The organism is Alphaproteobacteria bacterium (genome assembly GCA_040216735.1).
Lineage (GTDB): Bacteria > Pseudomonadota > Alphaproteobacteria > SHVP01 > SHVP01 > CALJDF01.
On sequence record JAVJOO010000002.1, the window covers coordinates 235,595 to 253,873 of the forward strand.

Below are 18,279 nucleotides of genomic sequence, written 5' to 3' on the forward strand. Positions count from 1 at the left end.
CAAATCTGCCAATCATCACGGACCGAATCCGGTCCTTCGTTGCTATCACGAGGCTGAAAGGTCGCGCCGATGAGTGTGCATGATCGCCCTCTTTCTCCCCACCTCCAGATCTACCGGTGGCCGATATCGATGACCCTGTCGATCCTGCACCGGATTACGGGCGTCGGATTGGGTCTGGGAACGCTATTGATGGCGTACTGGCTGATTTCGGCGGCGGCCGGTCCTGACCGGTTCGCCGATGCGCAGGCCTTCCTGGGCAGCATCCTCGGGCGCGTCATTCTGCTGGGGTTCACCGTGTCGCTGACGTTTCACTTCTGTAACGGCATCCGCCATCTGTTTTGGGACGCTGGCAAGGGTTTCGAGCTCAGTACGGCGCGGGCAAGCGGCATCGCCGTCTTCCTCGGGACGCTCGTATTGACCGCCGCGACGTGGGTGGTTGCCTATGCCGTCAGGGGGAGCCTATGAGCCTCCGAACGCCTCTCGGACGGGTCCGCGGCCTCGGTTCCGCGAAGGAAGGAACGCAGCATTGGTGGCACCAACGGGTCACCGCGCTGGCGTTGGTCTTGCTTTCCCTATGGTTCGTGGTTTCGTTGATCGTGATGACCGGCGCTTCGTATGACGAAGTGCGGGCGTGGATCGGACACCCGGTGGTCACCGGCCTCCTTCTCCTGACGATCGGTTTTACGTTCTATCACCTCAAGCTCGGGCTTCAGGTCGTGATCGAGGATTACGTCCACAGCGAGATGATCAAGGTTGCCTCCCTGATGCTAATGTCGGGCGCGTGCTTGGTCGTCGGGGTTGCCAGCGGGCTGTCCGTCCTTTTCGTCGCATTCGGGAACTAGCAGAGTATGAGTGAAGCCTATCCCATTACCGAACACCTGTATGACGTCGTCGTCGTCGGGGCCGGCGGCGCAGGCCTGCGCGCCGTCGTCGGCATGGCTGAAAAAGGCCTCAAGACGGCCTGCGTCACAAAGGTTTTCCCGACGCGCTCGCACACCGTCGCGGCCCAGGGCGGCATCTCCGCCGCGCTCGGCAACATGGGGGCCGACGACTGGCGGTGGCACATGTACGACACCGTCAAAGGGTCCGACTGGCTCGGCGACCAAGACGCCATCGAATATATGTGCAAAGAGGGCCCGGCAGCGGTGATCGAGTTGGAACATTACGGCGTTCCGTTCTCGCGTACCGACAGCGGCAAGATCTACCAACGCGCATTCGGCGGGATGACGACGAACTTCGGCGAAGGGACGGCGCTTCGCACCTGTGCCGCCGCCGACCGTACCGGCCACGCCATTTTGCATTCGCTCTATCAGCAAAGCCTTCGACACAAGGCCGAGTTCTTCATCGAATACATCGCGCTCGACCTCATCATGGACGAGGATGGCAGTTGCGTCGGTATGTTGGCGTGGAACCTTGACGATGGCAGCCTCCACTTGTTCCGCTCGCACATGACGGTGCTCGCGACCGGCGGCTATGGGCGCACTTACTTTTCCTGCACGTCCGCGCATACCTGCACGGGTGACGGCAACGCCATGGCGCTGCGGGCAGGTCTCCCCCTCCAGGACATGGAATTTGTGCAATTCCACCCAACCGGCGTTTACGGCGCGGGTGTGCTGATCACCGAAGGGGTGCGCGGCGAGGGCGGCTATCTCGTCAATGGCGAGGGAGAGCGCTTCATGGAGCGTTACGCCCCCCATGCAAAGGATCTCGCGTCGCGCGACGTGGTCAGCCGCTCAATGACCATCGAAATCCGCGAAGGCCGGGGCGTCGGTGCCAAGAAGGACCACATTTACTTGCACCTGGACCACCTCGACCCGGCGATCATCGGTGAACGCCTTCCCGGTATCGCCGAAAGCGCCAAGGTCTTTGCCGGCGTCGATGTGACCCGCGAACCGATCCCGGTCTTGCCTACCGTCCACTACAACATGGGCGGCATTCCGACGAACTATCACGGCGAAGTCATCAACAACACTGCCGATAGCCCGGACGCGCTCGTTCCGGGGCTGATGGCAGCCGGCGAGGCTGCCTGTGTCTCCGTCCACGGTGCAAACCGCCTAGGATCGAATTCGTTGCTCGACCTCGTTGTATTTGGCCGTGCCGTCGCGAACCGCGCCGCCGAAGTGGTGAAGGCTGGTGCCGGACACCGGACATTGCCCAAGGCCAGCCTGGATAAGGCGCTGCACCGGCTCGACCATTTCCGCAACGCCAGCGGCGGCACGCCGACCGCCCAGATCCGGGCGAATATGCAAAGCACGATGCAGAACAACTGTGCCGTATTCCGGACCGGCGAGGTTCTGGAAGAGGGCAAGCAACTGATTGACGACGTGCGTAAGAGCATGGCCGACATCGGCGTGACAGATCGTTCGATGGTATGGAACTCCGATTTGGTCGAAACCCTGGAACTCGACAACATGATCGGGCAAGCGGTGGTCACCATGCATGGTGCCGCGAACCGGAAAGAAAGCCGCGGCGCGCACGCTCGCGAAGACTTCCCGGACCGCGACGACGAGAACTGGATGAAACACTCGATGGAACGCTACGACGACTCGGGCAAAGTGACGATCGACTACCGGCCCGTCCACGAGTACACGCTGACCGACGACGTTTCTTATTTCCCGCCGAAGGCGCGGGTTTACTAGAGCCGGCAGGAGCATCGATGGCTGAGTTTTCGCTTCCCCGCAATTCCAAGATCGGCACCGGCAAAACCGTTAAGGCAGCGGCAACCGCGACGCGTGTCCGTACCTTCAAGGTCTACCGGTGGAACCCGGACGACGGGAAGAACCCCGTGGTCGATACCTATGAGGTCGACCTCGACACTTGTGGCCCGATGGTCTTGGACGCGCTGATCAAGATCAAGAACGAGATGGACTCGACGCTCACCTTCCGCAGGTCCTGCCGTGAAGGCGTGTGCGGATCGTGCGCCATGAATATCGATGGGTCCAACACCCTCGCCTGCACCAAGGCCATTGAAGACGTGAAGAAGGACGTCAACGTCTATCCGCTCCCGCATATGAACGTGGTGAAGGATCTCGTCCCGGACATGACGAACTTCTACGCCCAATACGCCTCGGTCAAACCTTGGCTGCAATCCGAATCCGAACCGCCGACTCGGGAGCGGCTGCAGTCGCGCGAAGAACGCGCCGAACTCGACGGCCTATGGGAATGTATCTTGTGCGCCTGTTGCTCGACCAGTTGCCCGAGCTATTGGTGGAACAGCGACCGCTATTTGGGGCCAGCCGTTCTCCTCCAAGCCTACCGATGGATCGCTGATAGCCGTGACGAATACACCGGCGAACGCCTTGACGATCTTGAAGATCCGTTTCGGCTCTATCGCTGTCACACCATCATGAACTGCACCGCAGCTTGTCCGAAGGGTTTGAATCCGGCAAAGGCGATCGCGGAGACCAAGAAGCTGATGCAGGAGCGCCGCTAGGGCCGGCTACCCGGTCGGGGAATGCGGTGAGCTACACGCCCGAAGACGATCGCACGGACGATGCCCTAAGAGAAAGCTACGACCGGCTGCCCTACGAAACACGCGCCCGGCGGAAGACTCACCCGGATACGCTCGCAACCGTTGCCCAAATATTCGGCCTCGCCGCTCCCGTCGTCGAGACGGCGAGGGTTCTTGAGATCGGTTGCGGCCCCGGTGAGAACCTCGTCGCAATCGCCACCGCGTTGCCCCGAGCGACCTGCGTTGGCATCGACTTCGCCAGCACCCAAATCGACCGGGCCAGCACCCTCGCCACATCGGCTGGGGCCGGAAACGCCCAGTTTTATTGTTGCGATTTCAATGAGATAGGGGATCGTCACGCCCCCTTCGATTTCGTTATCGCGCACGGCTTGTTGTCGTGGATTCCACCACAACGCCACAACGAACTCATCGCCACGTGCAGCCGCTGCCTCGCACCGGGCGGCTTGCTCTTCTTGAGCTACAACACGCTACCGGGTTGGCATCAACGCCGAATCGTCCGCGATTACTTGCTGCATGAAACAGCGGATTGCACCGACATCGGCGACAGAGTGCGCCGCGCTCGGGTGGCGCTGTCCGCGCTGGCGGACGACATTGGCGGAATCGATTGGGCCTACGGGCGCATCATCCGAGATGAACGCGACAATGTTGCCAAGCTCGGCGACTCCTACCTCGCCCACGATCTCCTCGAGACTTTCAACAGCGCCTTCTATTTCTCCGACGTTGTTCGACACGCCAAGACGCACGACCTTCACTATGTCGGTGAGGCCGCATTCGATGCGATGGTGCCCGACAGTTATCCCGCGTCGATCGCTAAACCTTTGAAAACCGTTACAGATCTGCAAAAACGCGAACAACGGCTGGACTTCCTGATCAACCGTACGTTCCGCGAGTCTATCTTCGTGAAAGCGCGCCAGACGTCGGGCCGACCGGACCAACGGGCACTCGCTAAGCTTTTCGTTGCATCGTCGCTGACGCGAGCGATGGCGACTAACGGCGATGCACGTACCGTCGTCTTCAGGAGCCCAAGCGGTACCGAGATATCGGTTGAACCGGGTACCGTCGCGGACGCGCTGGATGCCCTCTCCGCTCGGTTTCCCGAGGCCCGTTCGCTCGACGAGATCCTGGGCGACATCCAGCCGGCCAACGGTCCACGGCTTGAATCGGCTGACGTTGTCGCCCTTATCAACGCGCTTTTTGCAGCCTTCGGTCGTGGCCTCATTTCCCTCCACAGCCGACGTCCGATCGTGCGGGCGACGGTCGAATCTCGCCCCCTCGCCTCGCCCCTTGCCCGGGCGCAGTCCCAAGAAGGCAGCAGGGTCACGACGATGCTGCTCGAAAACGTCGACCTCAACGACGCCGATTGCCGGACCCTTTTGCCGCTTCTCGACGGGCGGCACGACGTACCGACCCTCGCTCGTTCCCTGAGCGCCGCCGATCCAGCCGAGAGCGTCGAACGAACCAGCGCGGCGCTTGAAAAGATGGCACGGGCCGGCCTTCTCCTCCCGTCTAACCAATGACATCGGTTGCGGCGGCATATGCACGCTTGCTCGACCGAGATGGATGGCAGCCAGACAGCACTCAGACAGCCGTCGTTGATCGGCTCGCCCAATTGGAGACTGAACTGGAACGCGTCCGTCGCGGCAGCGGCCTGTTGGCTCGACTAAGCGGTCGTGGACGGCACCCCGCGCCAAAGGGACTCTATCTATGGGGCGGTGTCGGACGCGGGAAGTCGGTGTTGATGGACCTTTTCTATCAAAGCGTCCGATCTACTCCCAAACGGCGCGTTCACTTCCATGCATTCATGCTCGATGTCCATGCGCGGGTTTTTCAGTTGCGCCAGAATCCGAACAACACCGGCGATCCTCTTAAGGAAGTCGCCAAGCAGATATCGACCGAAACGACACTCCTTTGTTTTGACGAGTTCCAGGTTACGGATACAGCCGATGCGATGATTCTGTCGCGGCTCTTCAAGAAAATGTTCGAGCGTGGAGTCGTGGTTGTCGCGACATCCAACCGTCCGCCGGGCGACCTCTACCTCCACGGACTCAACCGCGATCTGTTTGTGCCCTTTATCCAAATGTTGGTGGAACGGACCGACGTGATCCACTTGGACGGCGCCCGCGACTACCGGCTGGAGCAGCTCCGGAGCATCGGCGTCTTTCACACCCCACTTGGCGCAGCGAGCGAGCGGGAACTCATAGTCGCCTTCCACCGGCTCACCGGCGTGGAGCGCGGCGACTCGGTGACACTTCACGCCCAAGGGCGGTCGCTGACGGTGACAAGCGCCGCCAACGGCGTCGCCCGATGCACCTTCAAAGAGCTATGTGAACGTCCGTTGGGGAGCGCGGACTACCTTGCCCTCGCCGAAACCTTCAACACGCTTATTCTGTCCGGAATACCCAGGATGGGCCCGGAAAATCGCAACGAAGCCAAGCGATTCACAACCCTGATCGACGCGCTTTACGAACACAAAGTGAATCTCATCTGCTCGGCCGACGCCCTCCCCAACGACCTCTACACCGTCGGTCACGGGTCCTTTGAGTTCGCCCGAACAGTATCGCGACTCATTGAAATGCAGTCTCCCGACTACATGGCGTTGGCGCACATCGTTGCCGAATCCGCCTCAGGTTGACGGCGACGCCCACTGCAAGGCGGGAAGAACGGCGGTCGGCTCCACCCCGCTGACATCGAGGAAGCGGTCGAGGCGGTGGATGTCGATCGGGTCGCCGATCTCGTCCCGGTGCAAACCACCGGTGATGAAAACCGAATCGATACCGAAGGCATTGGCGCCGGCAATATCGGTTCGCGGGCTATCGCCTAGTGCAATCACTCGGGACAACGGAAGGCGACGGCCCTGCAGACAGGCCTGGTAGACCGGCGCGCAGGGTTTTCCAAACTGGATGACCTGTCCGCCCAGTGCCGCGTAGCGCGCCGCGAGAGCGCCGGCACAGTAGAGAATGCGCGGCCCGCGCATGACCTGAAGGTCTGGATTGGCACAGACCAACGGAAGGCCCCGCGCAAGGGCGGCGCCAAGCTCTGCCTCGTAGTCCGCAACCGTCTCGGTATCGTCGTGACGGAGCCCGGTGACCAACAGAAATTCGGCCTCCTCGATTGCGGCAACGGCCGAATAGTCCAGTCCGGACAGAATATGTGCATCTTTTTCGGGGCCCAGGTAACGATACCGGCGGCGCCCTGCCAACGTAGGAAGCCCCTCCGCGAGCGCGCGATAGGTTATCTCACCCGAGCTCACCACACCGTCGTACGCCGTGCGGGGGACGCCGATTCCTTCGATTTGCCGCATCACTGCCTCTGCCCGCCGAGGCGCGTTGGACAGGAGCAGGCGCTCGATTCCGGCTTGCCGCATGCGCTCCAGGCAGTCCAGAGCTTGCGGGTAGGGCCGCGTCCCATCGTGCACGACGCCCCAAAGATCGATCAATGCAAGATCGTAGCGCGCCGCGACTTCGCTGAAACCGCCGAGGACCGGGTGCGGCATTAGGCGTGCATCCCGGGCGTCGCAATGATGAATGAACTCACGGTCGCACCTCTACGCCGACAATCTCCGACAACGACGAGACGCCGTCGCGCGCCATCAGCACGCGCAGGCGCGCCTGCATCCGCCCGATGAGCCCCGGACCTTGGAAGACCATCGCCGTGTAAAGCTGAACCAGAGACGCACCTGCCTTCATCTTTTCATAGACATCGTCGCCCGACGCGATCCCGCCGACGCCGATGAGCGGAAGACGCCCCGCGCTGACGCGGCTCGCTTCGCGCAACACGTCTGTCGACGGCGCAAACAGCGGCACGCCGGAGAGGCCACCGGTTTCGGCAGCGAAGCGTTGGTTCAGGTGCGCCGGTCGGGCCACCGTCGTGTTCGAAACGATCAGGCCGTCCACGCCGGTTTCGATCGCCATCTCCACGATTCCGCCAAGCTGGCCGGGCGATAGATCAGGTGCGATCTTGACGAGAAGGGGAGGACGGCGGGCACTTCGGTGCCGTGCCTCGCGCAGGCGGTTGAGGAGCGGACCGAACATCGCTTTCGCTTGAAGATCGCGGAGCCCAGGTGTGTTGGGCGACGATATGTTGACCACGAGGTAGTCCGCGAAATCCGAAAAGCGCTCGACGCCGACGACGTAGTCCTGAATGGGATCGCCCGAGTCTTTGTTGGCGCCGACATTAATTCCGATAATCCCACGGTTGGCGGTCCGCTGACGTTGGATGTTCTTCGCAAACGCATCATGCCCAAAATTGTTGAAGCCCAACCGATTGATCACCGCACCGTCGGCGCTCGACCGAAACACGCGGGGCCGGGGGTTGCCGGTCTGCGGTCGCGGCGTGACTGTCCCAGCCTCGACGAAGCCAAGACCCAGCCGCAACATGGCGTCACTGGCCACGGCATTCTTATCGAACCCTGCCGCCAACCCGATCGGGTTGGGGAACCGGAGCCCGAAAACCTCGACCGGGAGATCTGGGATACGGGCGCGCGGGATCGCCGCAGCACCGTAGCGCAACGCCACCAGCGTCAACGCATGCGCACGCTCCGGGTCCAGCGCCCTCAGAGCCGGTCGCACGACGCCGAAGAGGTGCGCCAACACCTAGAACAGACTCGCTTGCCGGGGCACAACGGGCGCAACGGCATCGAGACATGTCGGATCGTCGTTCTTGACGCTATTAACGGCCGGCCCAACCGCCGTGACCGTCAAGTCGACGTGGCCGGGCACCATGACTTCCGAGAGGTCGCCCTGGGGCGATGTGGGATCGAGCCAAACGTCAAAGTTAGCCGAGTCCAGGACAACCGGCATCCGGTCGTGAGTATTGGCCACCGAAGGAAGGGCCGGACCGGTCACAATCGAAAAGGTTTCGACAACTTCACCGGCGGGACCGACATCTCGCGGACTCCCTTTCTCCACCGCGTGCGGCCGTTTCCAGACATCCCAGATCCCGGCAAAAGCCATCGTCGCTCCGTCGATTGGACGGATCAGATAGGGCTGGCGCCGCCCTTCCTCGACCTTCCATTCGTAGTACCCGTCCGCGGGAACAATACAGCGGCGGCGCGCGAAACTGTCGCGGAAGGCGCTCTTGGTCGCAACGGTTTCGCTGCGCGCGTTGATCATCCGCGATCCCACACCGATCGCTTCGGCCCAGGACGGCACGAGTCCCCAGCGGAGCAGGACCAACTCGCGCTGCAGCTCTGTATTCAGCCGGATTACCGGCATCGGATCGGTCGGCGCCACATTGAAGCGAGCCGGGAAGTTCGGCAGGCCGCCGACCAATCGGAAAAGCTGCCGCATAGCTTCGGCTGGAGACAGGAGGAGGTAACGACCGCACATTTGCGGCATCCTAGCGGTTCGACGCCCGACCGCAATCGTCCGGGTTTGACCGTTCCGGGCGCGCGACGGACAATGACAAAGGAATTTCCAACGGACTGCCAACATGCCGAAATCCAGGATCGAAGACGAGGGCCGCTTCTACTTCAACGGAGAGTGGTTCGACTCGAATCCCAAGATGATCGGCCCCGCGACCCATGCCTTTTGGATGTCGTCGGTCGTCTTCGACGGCGCGCGTTCCTTCGGGGGGTTGGCGCCCGATCTCGACCGCCACTGCCAGCGATTGATTCGGTCTGCCGCCGCCATCGGCCTCAACCCACCTATTGCTTGGGAGGAAGTGTACGAACTCGCGGTAACCGGCATCCGCATGATGCCGCCGGACTCGCACCTCTATGTGCGGCCCGCAATCTATGCGGAAGAGGGGTTCGTCAATCCCGAAGCAGATAGCGCCAAGTTCGTGCTCGCCGTTCTGAATTCGCCGATGCCCCAGTTTGGCGGGTTTTCGGCCTGCCTCTCGACGCTGCGCCGACCGGCTCGCGACATGGCGACCACCGACGCCAAGGCCGCCGCGCTCTATCCCAATAGCGGGCGCGCCCTGCGCGAAGCGGCACGGCGCGGCTTCGACAATGCCGTGATGCTCGACCCCAACGGCAACGTCGCGGAATTCGCGACCGCGAACCTTTGGTTTGCCAAGAACGGGGTGGCGGTAACGCCGGCCGAGAACGGCACGTTTCTCAGCGGGATTACCCGGCGGCGGGTACTCGAACTGCTCAAGGCCGACGGCATCGCCACCGAGGAACGCGCCTTTACCTTCGACGAAGTGCTGGACGCCGACGAGGTCTTCAACACCGGCAACTACGGCAAAGTAATGCCGGTAACGAAGATCGAAGACCGCGAGCTGCAACCGGGACCGGTCGCGCGACGTGCCTACGACCTATACATGACCTTCGCTAAGGCCCACAGCGTTCTCTAGTCGGATGGTTCCAACGAGTTGCGTACTAACGCGATGAAGTTCTCGATGCCGTAGAGCGCGGCGAAGGATCCGATACGCGGCCCCTGCTTTTGCCCAAACAGGACTTCGTAGAGAACACCGAACCAGTCGCGCAGGTTCTCATATTCGTGTCGCTTCCCGATTTCGTAGACCCGGTTCTGAATGGCTTCGGCATCCGCATCGGGTGTCAGTTCAACGAGCTCGGCGACGAGATCCTGGAGCGCGGCCCGCTCCCGCTCGCTCGCCGCCCGGAAGACCTTGGATGGCGCCACGAAATCGCGGTAGTAGGCAATAGCGTAGGTGACGAGGCTGTCGAGAAGCGGGTGGGATTCGGGCGACGCCCCGGCGACATACCGACCGACAAAACCCCATAGCACGGCAGGGTCGTCCGTATTGCAGACGCTGACCAAGTTGAGCAGGATACCAAAGCTCAGCGTCAGATCCTCAGACGGCGCTTCATCGCCATGGATATGCCAAACCGGATTGTCGAGACGGGCGTGGCGGTCGGGCGTTTCGTGGAAGGTCCGCAGAAACGCCGCATACTCGTCGACCGCTCTCGGGATCACATCGAAATAGAGACGCTTCGCCTTGCGCGGCGATTGAAACATATAAAGCGAAAGGCTTTCGGGCGATGCGTAACGCAGCCAGTCGTCGAGCGTCAGGCCGTTGCCGCGAGATTTCGAGATCTTCTCGCCGTTCTCGTCGAGGAAGAGTTCGTAATTGAACCCCTCGGGCGGCTTTCCCCCCAATATCTTGCAGATTCGGCTGGAGAGACGAACCGAGTCGATCAGGTCCTTACCCGACATTTCGTAATCGACGTCGAGCGCGCTCCATCGCATCGCCCAGTCGGCCTTCCACTGAAGCTTGCAATGACCGCCGGTTACGGGAACCTCGACCCGCGCCCCGTCGTCGTCCAGATAGACGATCGTTCCCGCGTCGGGGTCCTTGTCGACGATCGGCACTTGCAGAACCTTGCCCGTCTTGGGGCAGATCGGCAGGAAGGGGCTATAGGTCGCGCGCCGTTCGGCACCGAGCGTCGGTAGGATGACCGCAGTGACGGCATCGTAGTGCTGCAACATGCGCATCAACACCGCGTCGAACTGACCGGCCCGGTAGCATTCGGTCGCGCTTTGGAACTCGTACTCGAACCCAAACCGATCCAGGAAAGCCCGGAGCCGTGCATTGTTGTGATGGCCGAAACTCTCGTGCGTGCCGAAGGGGTCGGGTACCGCGGTGAGCGGTTTGCCAAGATGGGCCTCGAGCTTGTCGCGATTGGGGACGTTGTCGGGGACCTTTCGCAACCCATCCATATCGTCGGAGAAGGCAAATAGCCGGGTTGGAATATCGGACAGTTCTGCGAAGGCCCTGCGTACCATGGTCGTCCGCGCCACCTCGCCGAAAGTGCCGATATGGGGCAAACCCGACGGGCCGTAGCCGGTTTCGAACAGCACGAAACCTTTGGCCGGCGGTTCGGCGCCATAGCGTTCAACGAGGGAACGCGCCTCGGCAAAGGGCCAGGATTTTTGGATATCTGTGGGCACAGGCAACTCGCGCGGCAACCTAGGCGGACAGGCCGGGGACGGTCAAGCGGCCACCCTCAGGATCGCGCCGGTCGCGGGGTTGCTGCAACCTCCCCCAATCCCTAGATTGCGCCGACCGCTGAAGAAGGAAACCAGATGTCCGTAAAACAAGAGCACCAAGCCCTCATCTACGTCATGGTGCTGATGTCGGCAGCCGACAACGACATGACCGACAAGGAGCTGTTTACGATCGGCGAAATCGTCAAAACGCTGCCGGTCTTCGGCGGCCTGGACATCGAGAAGCTGCCCGACACCGCGGAGGCCTGTGCGGAACTCCTGTCCAACGACAATGGCCTCGAAACCGTACTGAAATTCATCGCCGAAAAACTCCCCGCGCGGTTGCACGAAACGGCCTATGCATTGGCTTGCGACATCGCCGCCGTGGAAGGCCGTTTGCGTAGCGAGGAAATCAAGCTCCTCGAATTTCTCCGGCATCGCCTTGAGATCGGTCGCCTCCCGGCCGCCGCGATCGAGCGCGGCTCGAAGGCGCGCTACCAGGTTCTTTAAAGACCGAGAACAAACCTAGCCGCCGCCTCGACCGCCGCGTCCAGGTTCTGGGCATGGGTGCGCCCCGAGGCCTTGCGGGGTTTCAAATCGTGATCGCCGTCCTCTAGCCAATGCAACGCAATGGTGGAGTTCAGCTCGTACCCGTCGACATCCTCGCGGTTACCGAGCGGATCGCGCGTTCCTTGAAGGATGAGCGTCGGTGTCTCGAGGGACCGAAGATGCTCGGTACGCGTGGATTGCGGTCGTCCAGCTGGATGAAACGGATAACTGAAACACACAAGGCCCGCGACCTTCTGCTCGTCGGCAATCATGGTGGCGATCCGCCCGCCCATGCTCTTGCCCCCAATAACGAGCCTCTCGGCGCGACCTAGTCGCGCGATAACCTCGCGCCATGTCTCCATCAACACCGGCGCCCGGTCCGGGCCTTTGCGCCCGCCGCGCGCGCGCCGGTGCGCCATGTACGGGAACTCGAAGCGAACGACCCGTACGCCCCTGTCCGCCAAACCGCCCGCGACCGCCGCCATGAATGGCGAGTCCATCGGCGCTCCCGCACCGTGGGCCAATACAACGGTGCGCGGCGCGTCCTTTTCGCCGTCGATCAAGAAGTCCATCGGCCGTGTTCCCTAACAGCGCCCCTCCACCGGAATCGGCGTTTAGACGGCGCCCGAAATAGATCGCCTAGTTTCGCGGCTTAACCATTTTTTCGGCCATCGAAACGATAAACTTCGTGAGCCGCTCGGTATGCTCATCGCCCGCTTCAGTCGGCGAAAAGTGGCCGAAAAACCGACCGGTGCCGAGGACCTTTCGGGTTTGCTCGGCGGAGATCGGCACGTACGCCATACTCCAGTCGCCAAACAACCTGGAATGGACTTCACGGGCATCTAGTCGCTTCACGGTGACATGCCGGGGATCGTTCGAGATTCGTTTGAACAACGCCTCTACTTCGTCCTTCGGCCCTTCAAGAACCTGTAGAAATTCGCCTTCGTAGAACAGAAGCAAACCGGTCAAGTCGTGCTGCGGATTGTTCGTGCGCGCCTTCGACAAAATGCGTTGCAGTTCGCGATCGTCGATCCGAGCCACAGCCTTCGAGGAATAGACGAGCCTAAAGACCATATTGCTTCTTCGCTCCGTTGAAGGAGTGTCGGAGACGGCGGCAAACGGCGGTTCTGACTGGAGCGGGTGAAGGGAATCGAACCCTCGTCGTAAGCTTGGGAAGCTTCTGCTCTACCATTGAGCTACACCCGCCCGCATCCGCGGATTCTCCGTACCGCGGCGCGGAAAGCAATAGCGCCGTGGCAAAATTCCACCGTCAACCGCGACGGGCGAACGTTTCAATAGGCAGTGATCGACGCTGGCGGGGCGTTGACAGGACTCCGAGCGTGGGAAAAGGTCCGCCCTCAGTGCAGGCTGGGCTCGGCGCCACCGGTGAGAGCTTTCATGCCCTGGAGTAAAACAATGTCGATTGTCGATCAATATTCCGGCGCCGCGGACGCCATGAAGTTTCGCGACCCCAGGGTGACCGTAGATGGGAGCGCCCGGGCCACGGTGAAGCTCCGTGGGCTGGAGACGCTTTGGTTCAATACCGGCACGTTGTGCAATTTGACCTGCGCCCATTGCTATATCGAGTCCAGCCCCACGAACGACCGCCTCGCCTACATCGCTCGCGACGAAGTCCGCGCGTTTCTCGACGAGATCCGCGACCTCGGGCTGCCGACACGCGAAATCGGCCTCACCGGCGGCGAGCCGTTCATGAATCCCGACATCGTCGGGATCCTCGACGATATCCTCTCGCGTGGGTTCGAAGCCCTGGTCCTGACCAATGCGATGGCCCCGATGAGACATCGTCAGGCCGACCTTCTTAAACTCCAGGCGGCCTACGGCGCCGCTTTGTCGGTGCGCGTCTCCCTCGATCATTACGCGGAACGTCAACACGACGCCGAGCGCGGCCCACAATCCTGGTCCCGGACGACCGGCGGATTGCAATGGCTGGCGGAAAACGGCTTTCACGTGACCGTTGCAGGACGATCGCTCTGGCATGAACCCGAAGCCGAGCTTCGCGCCGGATTTGCCGCTCTATTCAAATCCCTCGGTGTGGCCATCGACGCAAAGGACCCAAGCGAATTGATCATCTTTCCCGAGATGGACGAGAACGCCGAGGTCCCTGAAATCACCACGGCATGCTGGGGCATCTTGGAGGTGAATCCCGACGCCATGATGTGCGCGTCCTCGCGCATGGTGGTGAAGCGAAAGGGCGCTGCGGCGCCGACGGTCGTGGCCTGCACGCTCCTCCCCTACGACACGCAGTTCGAGATTGGCACCACGTTGGCCGACACCGAAGCAAGTGTCCCCCTGAACCATCCGCACTGCGCACGCTTTTGCGTCCTTGGCGGGGGGTCGTGTACCGCCTAAGGACACCCCGGCACCAACCAGACCTCGGGGCGCGACTGTCCGACTGACCGGCGCCTGGCTATATGGCAGCCCGCCGCGCTTGACGGCGTCAAATTCGGGGCGTAGAAAATTTCCGTGGTGATTTGAGCCGACCGGCTTGCGGCCACGTTAAACAAACAGCTTAAAAGGTCGGGGCGATAACCCGGCTCTTGGCCGGGTTTTTTGTTGGGAGATGTGGCATGAGCAACATCGGGAAGAAAAAAGACAGTCGCGGCTGGCGCCGGCAGACCCTCGCGGTACGGGGCGGTCAAGCACGATCGAATTTCGGCGAGACCAGCGAAGCCCTCTACTTGACCTCAGGCTACGTGTACGACGCTGCCGAGCAAGCCGAGGCCCGTTTCAAGGGCGAGGACCAGGGTTTCATTTACTCCCGATTCTCGAACCCGACAGTCGGGATGTTCGAGGAACGTATCGCAGCGATTGAGGGGATGGAACGCGCCATGGCGACCGCCACAGGGATGGCCGCCGTCAACGCATCGTTGATGTCCCAGTTGAAAGCGGGCGACCATGTCGTTTCCGCGCGCGCGCTGTTCGGATCGTGCCGCTATATCGTCGACGACATCCTGCCGCGGTTTGGCGTGGAGACGACCCTTGTCGACGGCGGCGATCTCGATCAGTGGCGCGCAGCAATGCGCGGCAATACCGTTTGCGGCTTCCTTGAAACGCCATCGAACCCCATGCTCGATATCGTCGACCTCCGCGCTGTTGCCGATATCCTCCATGAAGGCGGCGCCAAGCTTATCGTCGATAACGCCTTCGCAACACCGGCGCTCCAGCGTCCCGGCGAATTTGGTGCCGACATCGTCGTCTACTCGGCGACCAAACATATCGACGGTCAAGGCCGGTGCCTGGGCGGCGTCGTGCTGGGATCCAATAGTTTCGTCGAGGACACCCTCAAACCTTACCTCAGGCATACCGGACCGGCGCTCAGCCCCTTCAACGCATGGGTCATGCTGAAGGGACTCGAGACACTCGATCTTCGGCTCGAAAGGCATTGCGCATCGGCGGCGAAAGTCGCGGACTTTCTCGAGACCGACCGCCGAGTGTCGCGCGTGATTTACCCCTGGCTGGACAGTCATCCGGGCAGCGCCCTAGCGCGACGCCAGATGAACGGCGGCGGCGGTATCGTCACCTTCGACATCGACGGCGGGAAGGAAGGCGCGTTTCGTTTCTTGAACGCGTTGCGTATCGTTGACATCTCAAACAACCTGGGCGACGCAAAAAGCCTTATTACCCATCCGGCGACGACGACGCACCAGCGCGTCTCGGAAAGCGAACGTGAAGTCCTCGGAATCCTGCCGACAACGGTTAGGTTGTCCGTCGGGCTTGAGGACATCGACGATTTGTTGGACGATATTCGTGGTGCCCTTGGCGCCGTCTGAATTCTTCGGGCGAGCTAGGGTCAAACGCAGGATTTTCATGTACGACCGAACGACACGCGGGATCCGCATCGAGGTTCAACCGTTCTACCTTGAAGACCAGTCGACGCCCGACCAGGGGCATTTCGTATGGGCCTACCGCGTCAAAATCGAGAATATCGGCACGGAACGCGTTCAGTTATTGAACCGTTACTGGAAGATCACTGACGCCGTCGGTCGCATCAAAGAGGTGCGCGGGCCTGGGGTAGTGGGCGAACAACCCCGCCTCGACCCCGGCGAATCCTTCGAATATACAAGCGGCACCCCTCTTTCAACGCCGTCCGGGATCATGGTCGGCACTTACGAAATGACGAACGATAGCGGCGATACCTTTCCGGTCGAGATCCCGCCGTTCTCGCTCGATAGCCCGCACGAACGATCGTCACTGAACTGAGCCTAACCGCTGGGCAAAAGGAGCGACGTGGTGGATACACCCGTAAAAAAACCGGACGGCACGGCGGCGGACTCGCGCCCATCCCGTGAAGAGGCAGAGGCGGCGGTCAAAACGCTTCTTCGCTATGCCGGCGACGACGTGACCCGCGAAGGGCTGCTGGACACGCCGGCACGCGTGGTGAGGTCCTACGACGAGTTCTTTGCCGGATATGAAGACGATGCGGTGGAATACCTGCAGCGCACCTTCGAAGAAACCGACGGCTACGATGAAATGGTGGTGCTGCGCGACATCCGAGTCGAATCGCACTGCGAACATCACATGCTCCCGATTATCGGCCGCGCTCACGTCGGCTACCTGCCGAACAACCGCGTGGTCGGAATCAGCAAACTGGCACGGGTCGTCGACGCCTACGCCCATCGATTGCAGGTACAAGAAAAATTGACAGCCCAAATCGCAACCTGCATCGACAGCGTGCTGCGCCCGAAGGGCGTCGCCGTCGTCATCGACGCGGCGCACCAGTGTATGACCATGCGGGGCGTCCATAAGCCGGGCGTCAGCATGGTGACCAGCCATATGATCGGCGCCTTTCGCGACGATGCGACGACCCGTCGCGAGTTCTTGAACATCATCAGCAGTCCGTCGAATCAATCGGGTTGACCCCATGCCTGGCATGGCCGGTACCGCAGGCCAGCGATGATTGAAATACGGCCGATCTTCTATTTTCTGGGCGTGCTGCTTATCTCCCTGGCGGCCGCCATGCTCGTGCCGGCTGTCGTCGACGCGGCCAGCGGCCACCCCGACTGGGAAGCGTTTCTCGGCGCCGCCGGTATCACCCTCTTCTTCGGCGTCAGTTGCGTCCTCACCACCCGTGGCGGCTGGACGACGCTCTCGGTCCGTCAAAGCTTCGTCTTGACGACACTAAGCTGGACGATCGCTGCGGCCTTTGCCGCTCTACCTTTCTGGCTTTCCGAGATGTCTCTCGACTACTCCTCGGCCTTTTTCGAGGCGATGTCGGGAATTACGACAACCGGTTCGACGGTGCTGACCAATCTCGACGGCGCGCCGCCGGGCCTCCTCCTCTGGCGCGCGATCCTCCAGTGGCTTGGCGGTGTCGGGTTTATCGTTCTCGCGATCTCGGTCCTCCCGCTGCTTCAAGTCGGCGGAAACCAACTTTTCAGAACGGAGTTCAGCGACCCCTCAGGGAAGGCGACGCCGCGGATCGCGACCCTCGCGGGCGGCATTGGTATGGTCTACGTGGCCGCGACGAGTCTGTGTTTCGTCGCCTACTGGGCCGCCGGCATGTCAGGCTTCGATGCCATCGCCCACGCGATGACGACGATCGCCACCGGCGGCTTTTCCACTTACGATGCGTCGCTCGCCCATTTCGCCAACCCGTCGATCGAGTGGATTGCCACACTCTTTATGATCGTCGGCAGCCTACCGTTCGCGCTCCTTCTAGTGGCGACTCAGGGAGACCCGCTGAGATTGGTGCGCAGCAGCCAGGTGCAGTGGTTCGCCGGCTTCTTGGTGGTCGGCACCCTTGCGATCGCGCTGTGGCAAATCCAGATCAACGACGTGGAGATCAGTCGGGCCATTCGCGCCGCAGCGTTCAACGTTACATCGATCATCACCGGCACCGGTTATGCGAGCGAAGATTTCTGGCAATGGGGCACGTTCCCCGGCGTCGCCTTCCTTTTCTTCATGTTTGTCGGCGGTTGCGCAGGCTCGACCTCCTGCAGCGTGAAGATATTCCGCTATCAGGTGCTGTTTCTCGCGTTACGGACGCAATTGGAACACCTGCTGCGCCCGCATCGGGTATTTGTCCCGCATTACAACGGCAAGCCGTTGCCCGACACGGTGACCGATTCGGTCTTCGCGTTCTTCTTCCTGTTCCTTTTGCTATTTGCCTTGCTGGCCTTCGGGCTATCTACTCTGGGCCTGGATTTCGTGACGAGCGTTTCGAGCGCGGCGACCGCAATTACCAACGTCGGCCCCGGTCTTGGAAAAATGGTCGGCCCCGTCGGCACGTTCGCCGAAATCCCCGAAGCCGGAAAATGGATGTTATCGGCCGGCATGCTGCTCGGCCGCCTCGAAGTGTTTACCGTGATTGTCCTGTTCACCCGAAAGTTCTGGCGCACCTAGCGC

19 protein-coding genes, 1 tRNA gene and 1 riboswitch are annotated in these 18,279 nt (G+C 61.5%); of the genes, 13 read left to right on the forward strand and 7 right to left on the reverse strand.

Annotation, left to right across the window (positions count from 1 at the left end):
• Positions 1–69 precede the first annotated feature (69 nt).
• From sdhC to zapE, 6 genes are read left to right on the forward strand one after another with little or no spacing between them, the layout of a single operon-like run.
• Positions 70–465: a succinate dehydrogenase, cytochrome b556 subunit gene (gene sdhC, locus RID42_02280; GenBank protein ID MEQ8246487.1), complete on the forward strand. Its 396-nt coding sequence runs from the start codon at positions 70–72 to the stop codon at positions 463–465.
• Positions 462–842, forward strand: coding sequence for a succinate dehydrogenase, hydrophobic membrane anchor protein (gene sdhD / locus RID42_02285; protein MEQ8246488.1), 381 nt, complete (start codon positions 462–464; stop codon positions 840–842). The genes sdhC and sdhD overlap by 4 nt, the downstream gene beginning before the upstream one ends.
• Positions 843–848: 6 nt before the next feature.
• Positions 849–2,639 carry a succinate dehydrogenase flavoprotein subunit gene (gene sdhA / locus RID42_02290; protein ID MEQ8246489.1) on the forward strand — a complete coding sequence of 597 codons (1,791 nt, stop codon included), beginning with the start codon at positions 849–851 and terminating at the stop codon, positions 2,637–2,639.
• Between the two features lie 17 nt (positions 2,640–2,656).
• Positions 2,657–3,433, forward strand: coding sequence for a succinate dehydrogenase iron-sulfur subunit (locus tag RID42_02295; GenBank protein MEQ8246490.1), 777 nt, complete (start codon positions 2,657–2,659; stop codon positions 3,431–3,433).
• Positions 3,434–3,459: 26 nt separating this feature from the next.
• Positions 3,460–4,989 (forward strand): methyltransferase regulatory domain-containing protein, encoded by a 1,530-nt coding sequence (locus tag RID42_02300; protein MEQ8246491.1) that lies wholly within the window; start codon positions 3,460–3,462, stop codon positions 4,987–4,989.
• Complete coding sequence (gene zapE, locus RID42_02305) at positions 4,986–6,104, forward strand: cell division protein ZapE (protein MEQ8246492.1); 1,119 nt, start codon at positions 4,986–4,988, stop codon at positions 6,102–6,104. The genes RID42_02300 and zapE overlap by 4 nt, the downstream gene beginning before the upstream one ends.
• Here zapE and RID42_02310 read toward each other — a convergent pair.
• From RID42_02310 to RID42_02320, 3 genes are read right to left on the reverse strand one after another with little or no spacing between them, the layout of a single operon-like run.
• A complete protein-coding gene (locus RID42_02310; GenBank protein ID MEQ8246493.1) occupies positions 6,096–6,965 on the reverse strand; it encodes a TIGR01459 family HAD-type hydrolase in 870 nt (289 codons plus the stop codon). The two genes, zapE and RID42_02310, sit on opposite strands and share 9 nt — an antisense overlap.
• A gap of 37 nt (positions 6,966–7,002) precedes the next feature.
• Positions 7,003–8,064, reverse strand: coding sequence for a quinone-dependent dihydroorotate dehydrogenase (locus RID42_02315; protein MEQ8246494.1), 1,062 nt, complete (start codon positions 8,062–8,064; stop codon positions 7,003–7,005).
• Positions 8,065–8,799, reverse strand: a complete 735-nt coding sequence (locus tag RID42_02320) for an SOS response-associated peptidase (protein ID MEQ8246495.1) — start codon at positions 8,797–8,799, stop codon at positions 8,065–8,067.
• A gap of 103 nt (positions 8,800–8,902) precedes the next feature.
• On the opposite strand from RID42_02320, the gene RID42_02325 reads away from it, so the two are divergent.
• Positions 8,903–9,769, forward strand: coding sequence for a branched-chain amino acid aminotransferase (locus RID42_02325; protein MEQ8246496.1), 867 nt, complete (start codon positions 8,903–8,905; stop codon positions 9,767–9,769).
• On the opposite strand, the gene RID42_02330 is transcribed toward RID42_02325, so the two are convergent.
• Complete coding sequence (locus tag RID42_02330; GenBank protein MEQ8246497.1) at positions 9,766–11,328, reverse strand: lysine--tRNA ligase; 1,563 nt, start codon at positions 11,326–11,328, stop codon at positions 9,766–9,768. The genes RID42_02325 and RID42_02330 overlap by 4 nt on opposite strands.
• A 135-nt stretch (positions 11,329–11,463) precedes the next feature.
• On the opposite strand from RID42_02330, the gene RID42_02335 reads away from it, so the two are divergent.
• Positions 11,464–11,874: a tellurite resistance TerB family protein gene (locus RID42_02335; GenBank protein MEQ8246498.1), complete on the forward strand. Its 411-nt coding sequence runs from the start codon at positions 11,464–11,466 to the stop codon at positions 11,872–11,874.
• Here RID42_02335 and RID42_02340 read toward each other — a convergent pair.
• The 3 genes from RID42_02340 to RID42_02350 form a co-directional block, all read right to left on the reverse strand.
• Positions 11,871–12,485 carry a dienelactone hydrolase family protein gene (locus RID42_02340; protein MEQ8246499.1) on the reverse strand — a complete coding sequence of 205 codons (615 nt, stop codon included), beginning with the start codon at positions 12,483–12,485 and terminating at the stop codon, positions 11,871–11,873. The two genes, RID42_02335 and RID42_02340, sit on opposite strands and share 4 nt — an antisense overlap.
• Before the next feature lie 67 nt (positions 12,486–12,552).
• Positions 12,553–12,987 (reverse strand): BLUF domain-containing protein, encoded by a 435-nt coding sequence (locus tag RID42_02345; protein ID MEQ8246500.1) that lies wholly within the window; start codon positions 12,985–12,987, stop codon positions 12,553–12,555.
• A gap of 58 nt (positions 12,988–13,045) precedes the next feature.
• Positions 13,046–13,119, reverse strand: a tRNA-Gly gene (locus RID42_02350).
• 210 nt (positions 13,120–13,329) lie between these two features.
• Between RID42_02350 and RID42_02355 the strand changes: the two genes are divergently transcribed.
• The 5 genes from RID42_02355 to RID42_02375 all read left to right on the forward strand — a co-directional run bounded on the left by RID42_02355 (position 13,330) and on the right by RID42_02375 (position 18,276).
• Positions 13,330–14,283 (forward strand): radical SAM protein, encoded by a 954-nt coding sequence (locus tag RID42_02355; protein MEQ8246501.1) that lies wholly within the window; start codon positions 13,330–13,332, stop codon positions 14,281–14,283.
• A gap of 104 nt (positions 14,284–14,387) precedes the next feature.
• Positions 14,388–14,467, forward strand: a riboswitch (SAM riboswitch).
• A 34-nt stretch (positions 14,468–14,501) separates the two neighbouring features.
• A complete protein-coding gene (gene metZ / locus RID42_02360; GenBank protein ID MEQ8246502.1) occupies positions 14,502–15,704 on the forward strand; it encodes an O-succinylhomoserine sulfhydrylase in 1,203 nt (400 codons plus the stop codon).
• A 37-nt stretch (positions 15,705–15,741) separates the two neighbouring features.
• On the forward strand, positions 15,742–16,134 hold the full coding sequence (apaG, locus tag RID42_02365) for a Co2+/Mg2+ efflux protein ApaG (protein MEQ8246503.1): 393 nt from the start codon (positions 15,742–15,744) through the stop codon (positions 16,132–16,134).
• A 27-nt stretch (positions 16,135–16,161) separates the two neighbouring features.
• Positions 16,162–16,791, forward strand: a complete 630-nt coding sequence (folE, locus tag RID42_02370; protein MEQ8246504.1) for a GTP cyclohydrolase I FolE — start codon at positions 16,162–16,164, stop codon at positions 16,789–16,791.
• Between the two features lie 36 nt (positions 16,792–16,827).
• Complete coding sequence (locus RID42_02375) at positions 16,828–18,276, forward strand: TrkH family potassium uptake protein (protein ID MEQ8246505.1); 1,449 nt, start codon at positions 16,828–16,830, stop codon at positions 18,274–18,276.
• The last annotated feature ends 3 nt before the right edge of the window (positions 18,277–18,279 follow it).

What these genes read in the sequence shown, in the direction of transcription:
- sdhC (MEQ8246487.1), top strand. Translation starts at nt 70, where the DNA reads ATGAGTGTGCATGATCGCCCTCTTTCTCCCCACCTCCAGATCTACCGG.
- sdhD (MEQ8246488.1), top strand. Translation starts at nt 462, where the DNA reads ATGAGCCTCCGAACGCCTCTCGGACGGGTCCGCGGCCTCGGTTCCGCG.
- sdhA (MEQ8246489.1), top strand. Translation starts at nt 849, where the DNA reads ATGAGTGAAGCCTATCCCATTACCGAACACCTGTATGACGTCGTCGTC.
- RID42_02295 (MEQ8246490.1), top strand. Translation starts at nt 2,657, where the DNA reads ATGGCTGAGTTTTCGCTTCCCCGCAATTCCAAGATCGGCACCGGCAAA.
- zapE (MEQ8246492.1), top strand. Translation starts at nt 4,986, where the DNA reads ATGACATCGGTTGCGGCGGCATATGCACGCTTGCTCGACCGAGATGGA.
- RID42_02310 (MEQ8246493.1), bottom strand. Translation starts at nt 6,965, where the DNA reads ATGCCGCACCCGGTCCTCGGCGGTTTCAGCGAAGTCGCGGCGCGCTAC.
- RID42_02320 (MEQ8246495.1), bottom strand. Translation starts at nt 8,799, where the DNA reads ATGTGCGGTCGTTACCTCCTCCTGTCTCCAGCCGAAGCTATGCGGCAG.
- RID42_02325 (MEQ8246496.1), top strand. Translation starts at nt 8,903, where the DNA reads ATGCCGAAATCCAGGATCGAAGACGAGGGCCGCTTCTACTTCAACGGA.
- RID42_02335 (MEQ8246498.1), top strand. Translation starts at nt 11,464, where the DNA reads ATGTCCGTAAAACAAGAGCACCAAGCCCTCATCTACGTCATGGTGCTG.
- RID42_02340 (MEQ8246499.1), bottom strand. Translation starts at nt 12,485, where the DNA reads ATGGACTTCTTGATCGACGGCGAAAAGGACGCGCCGCGCACCGTTGTA.
- RID42_02345 (MEQ8246500.1), bottom strand. Translation starts at nt 12,987, where the DNA reads ATGGTCTTTAGGCTCGTCTATTCCTCGAAGGCTGTGGCTCGGATCGAC.
- RID42_02355 (MEQ8246501.1), top strand. Translation starts at nt 13,330, where the DNA reads ATGTCGATTGTCGATCAATATTCCGGCGCCGCGGACGCCATGAAGTTT.
- metZ (MEQ8246502.1), top strand. Translation starts at nt 14,502, where the DNA reads ATGAGCAACATCGGGAAGAAAAAAGACAGTCGCGGCTGGCGCCGGCAG.
- apaG (MEQ8246503.1), top strand. Translation starts at nt 15,742, where the DNA reads ATGTACGACCGAACGACACGCGGGATCCGCATCGAGGTTCAACCGTTC.
- RID42_02375 (MEQ8246505.1), top strand. Translation starts at nt 16,828, where the DNA reads ATGATTGAAATACGGCCGATCTTCTATTTTCTGGGCGTGCTGCTTATC.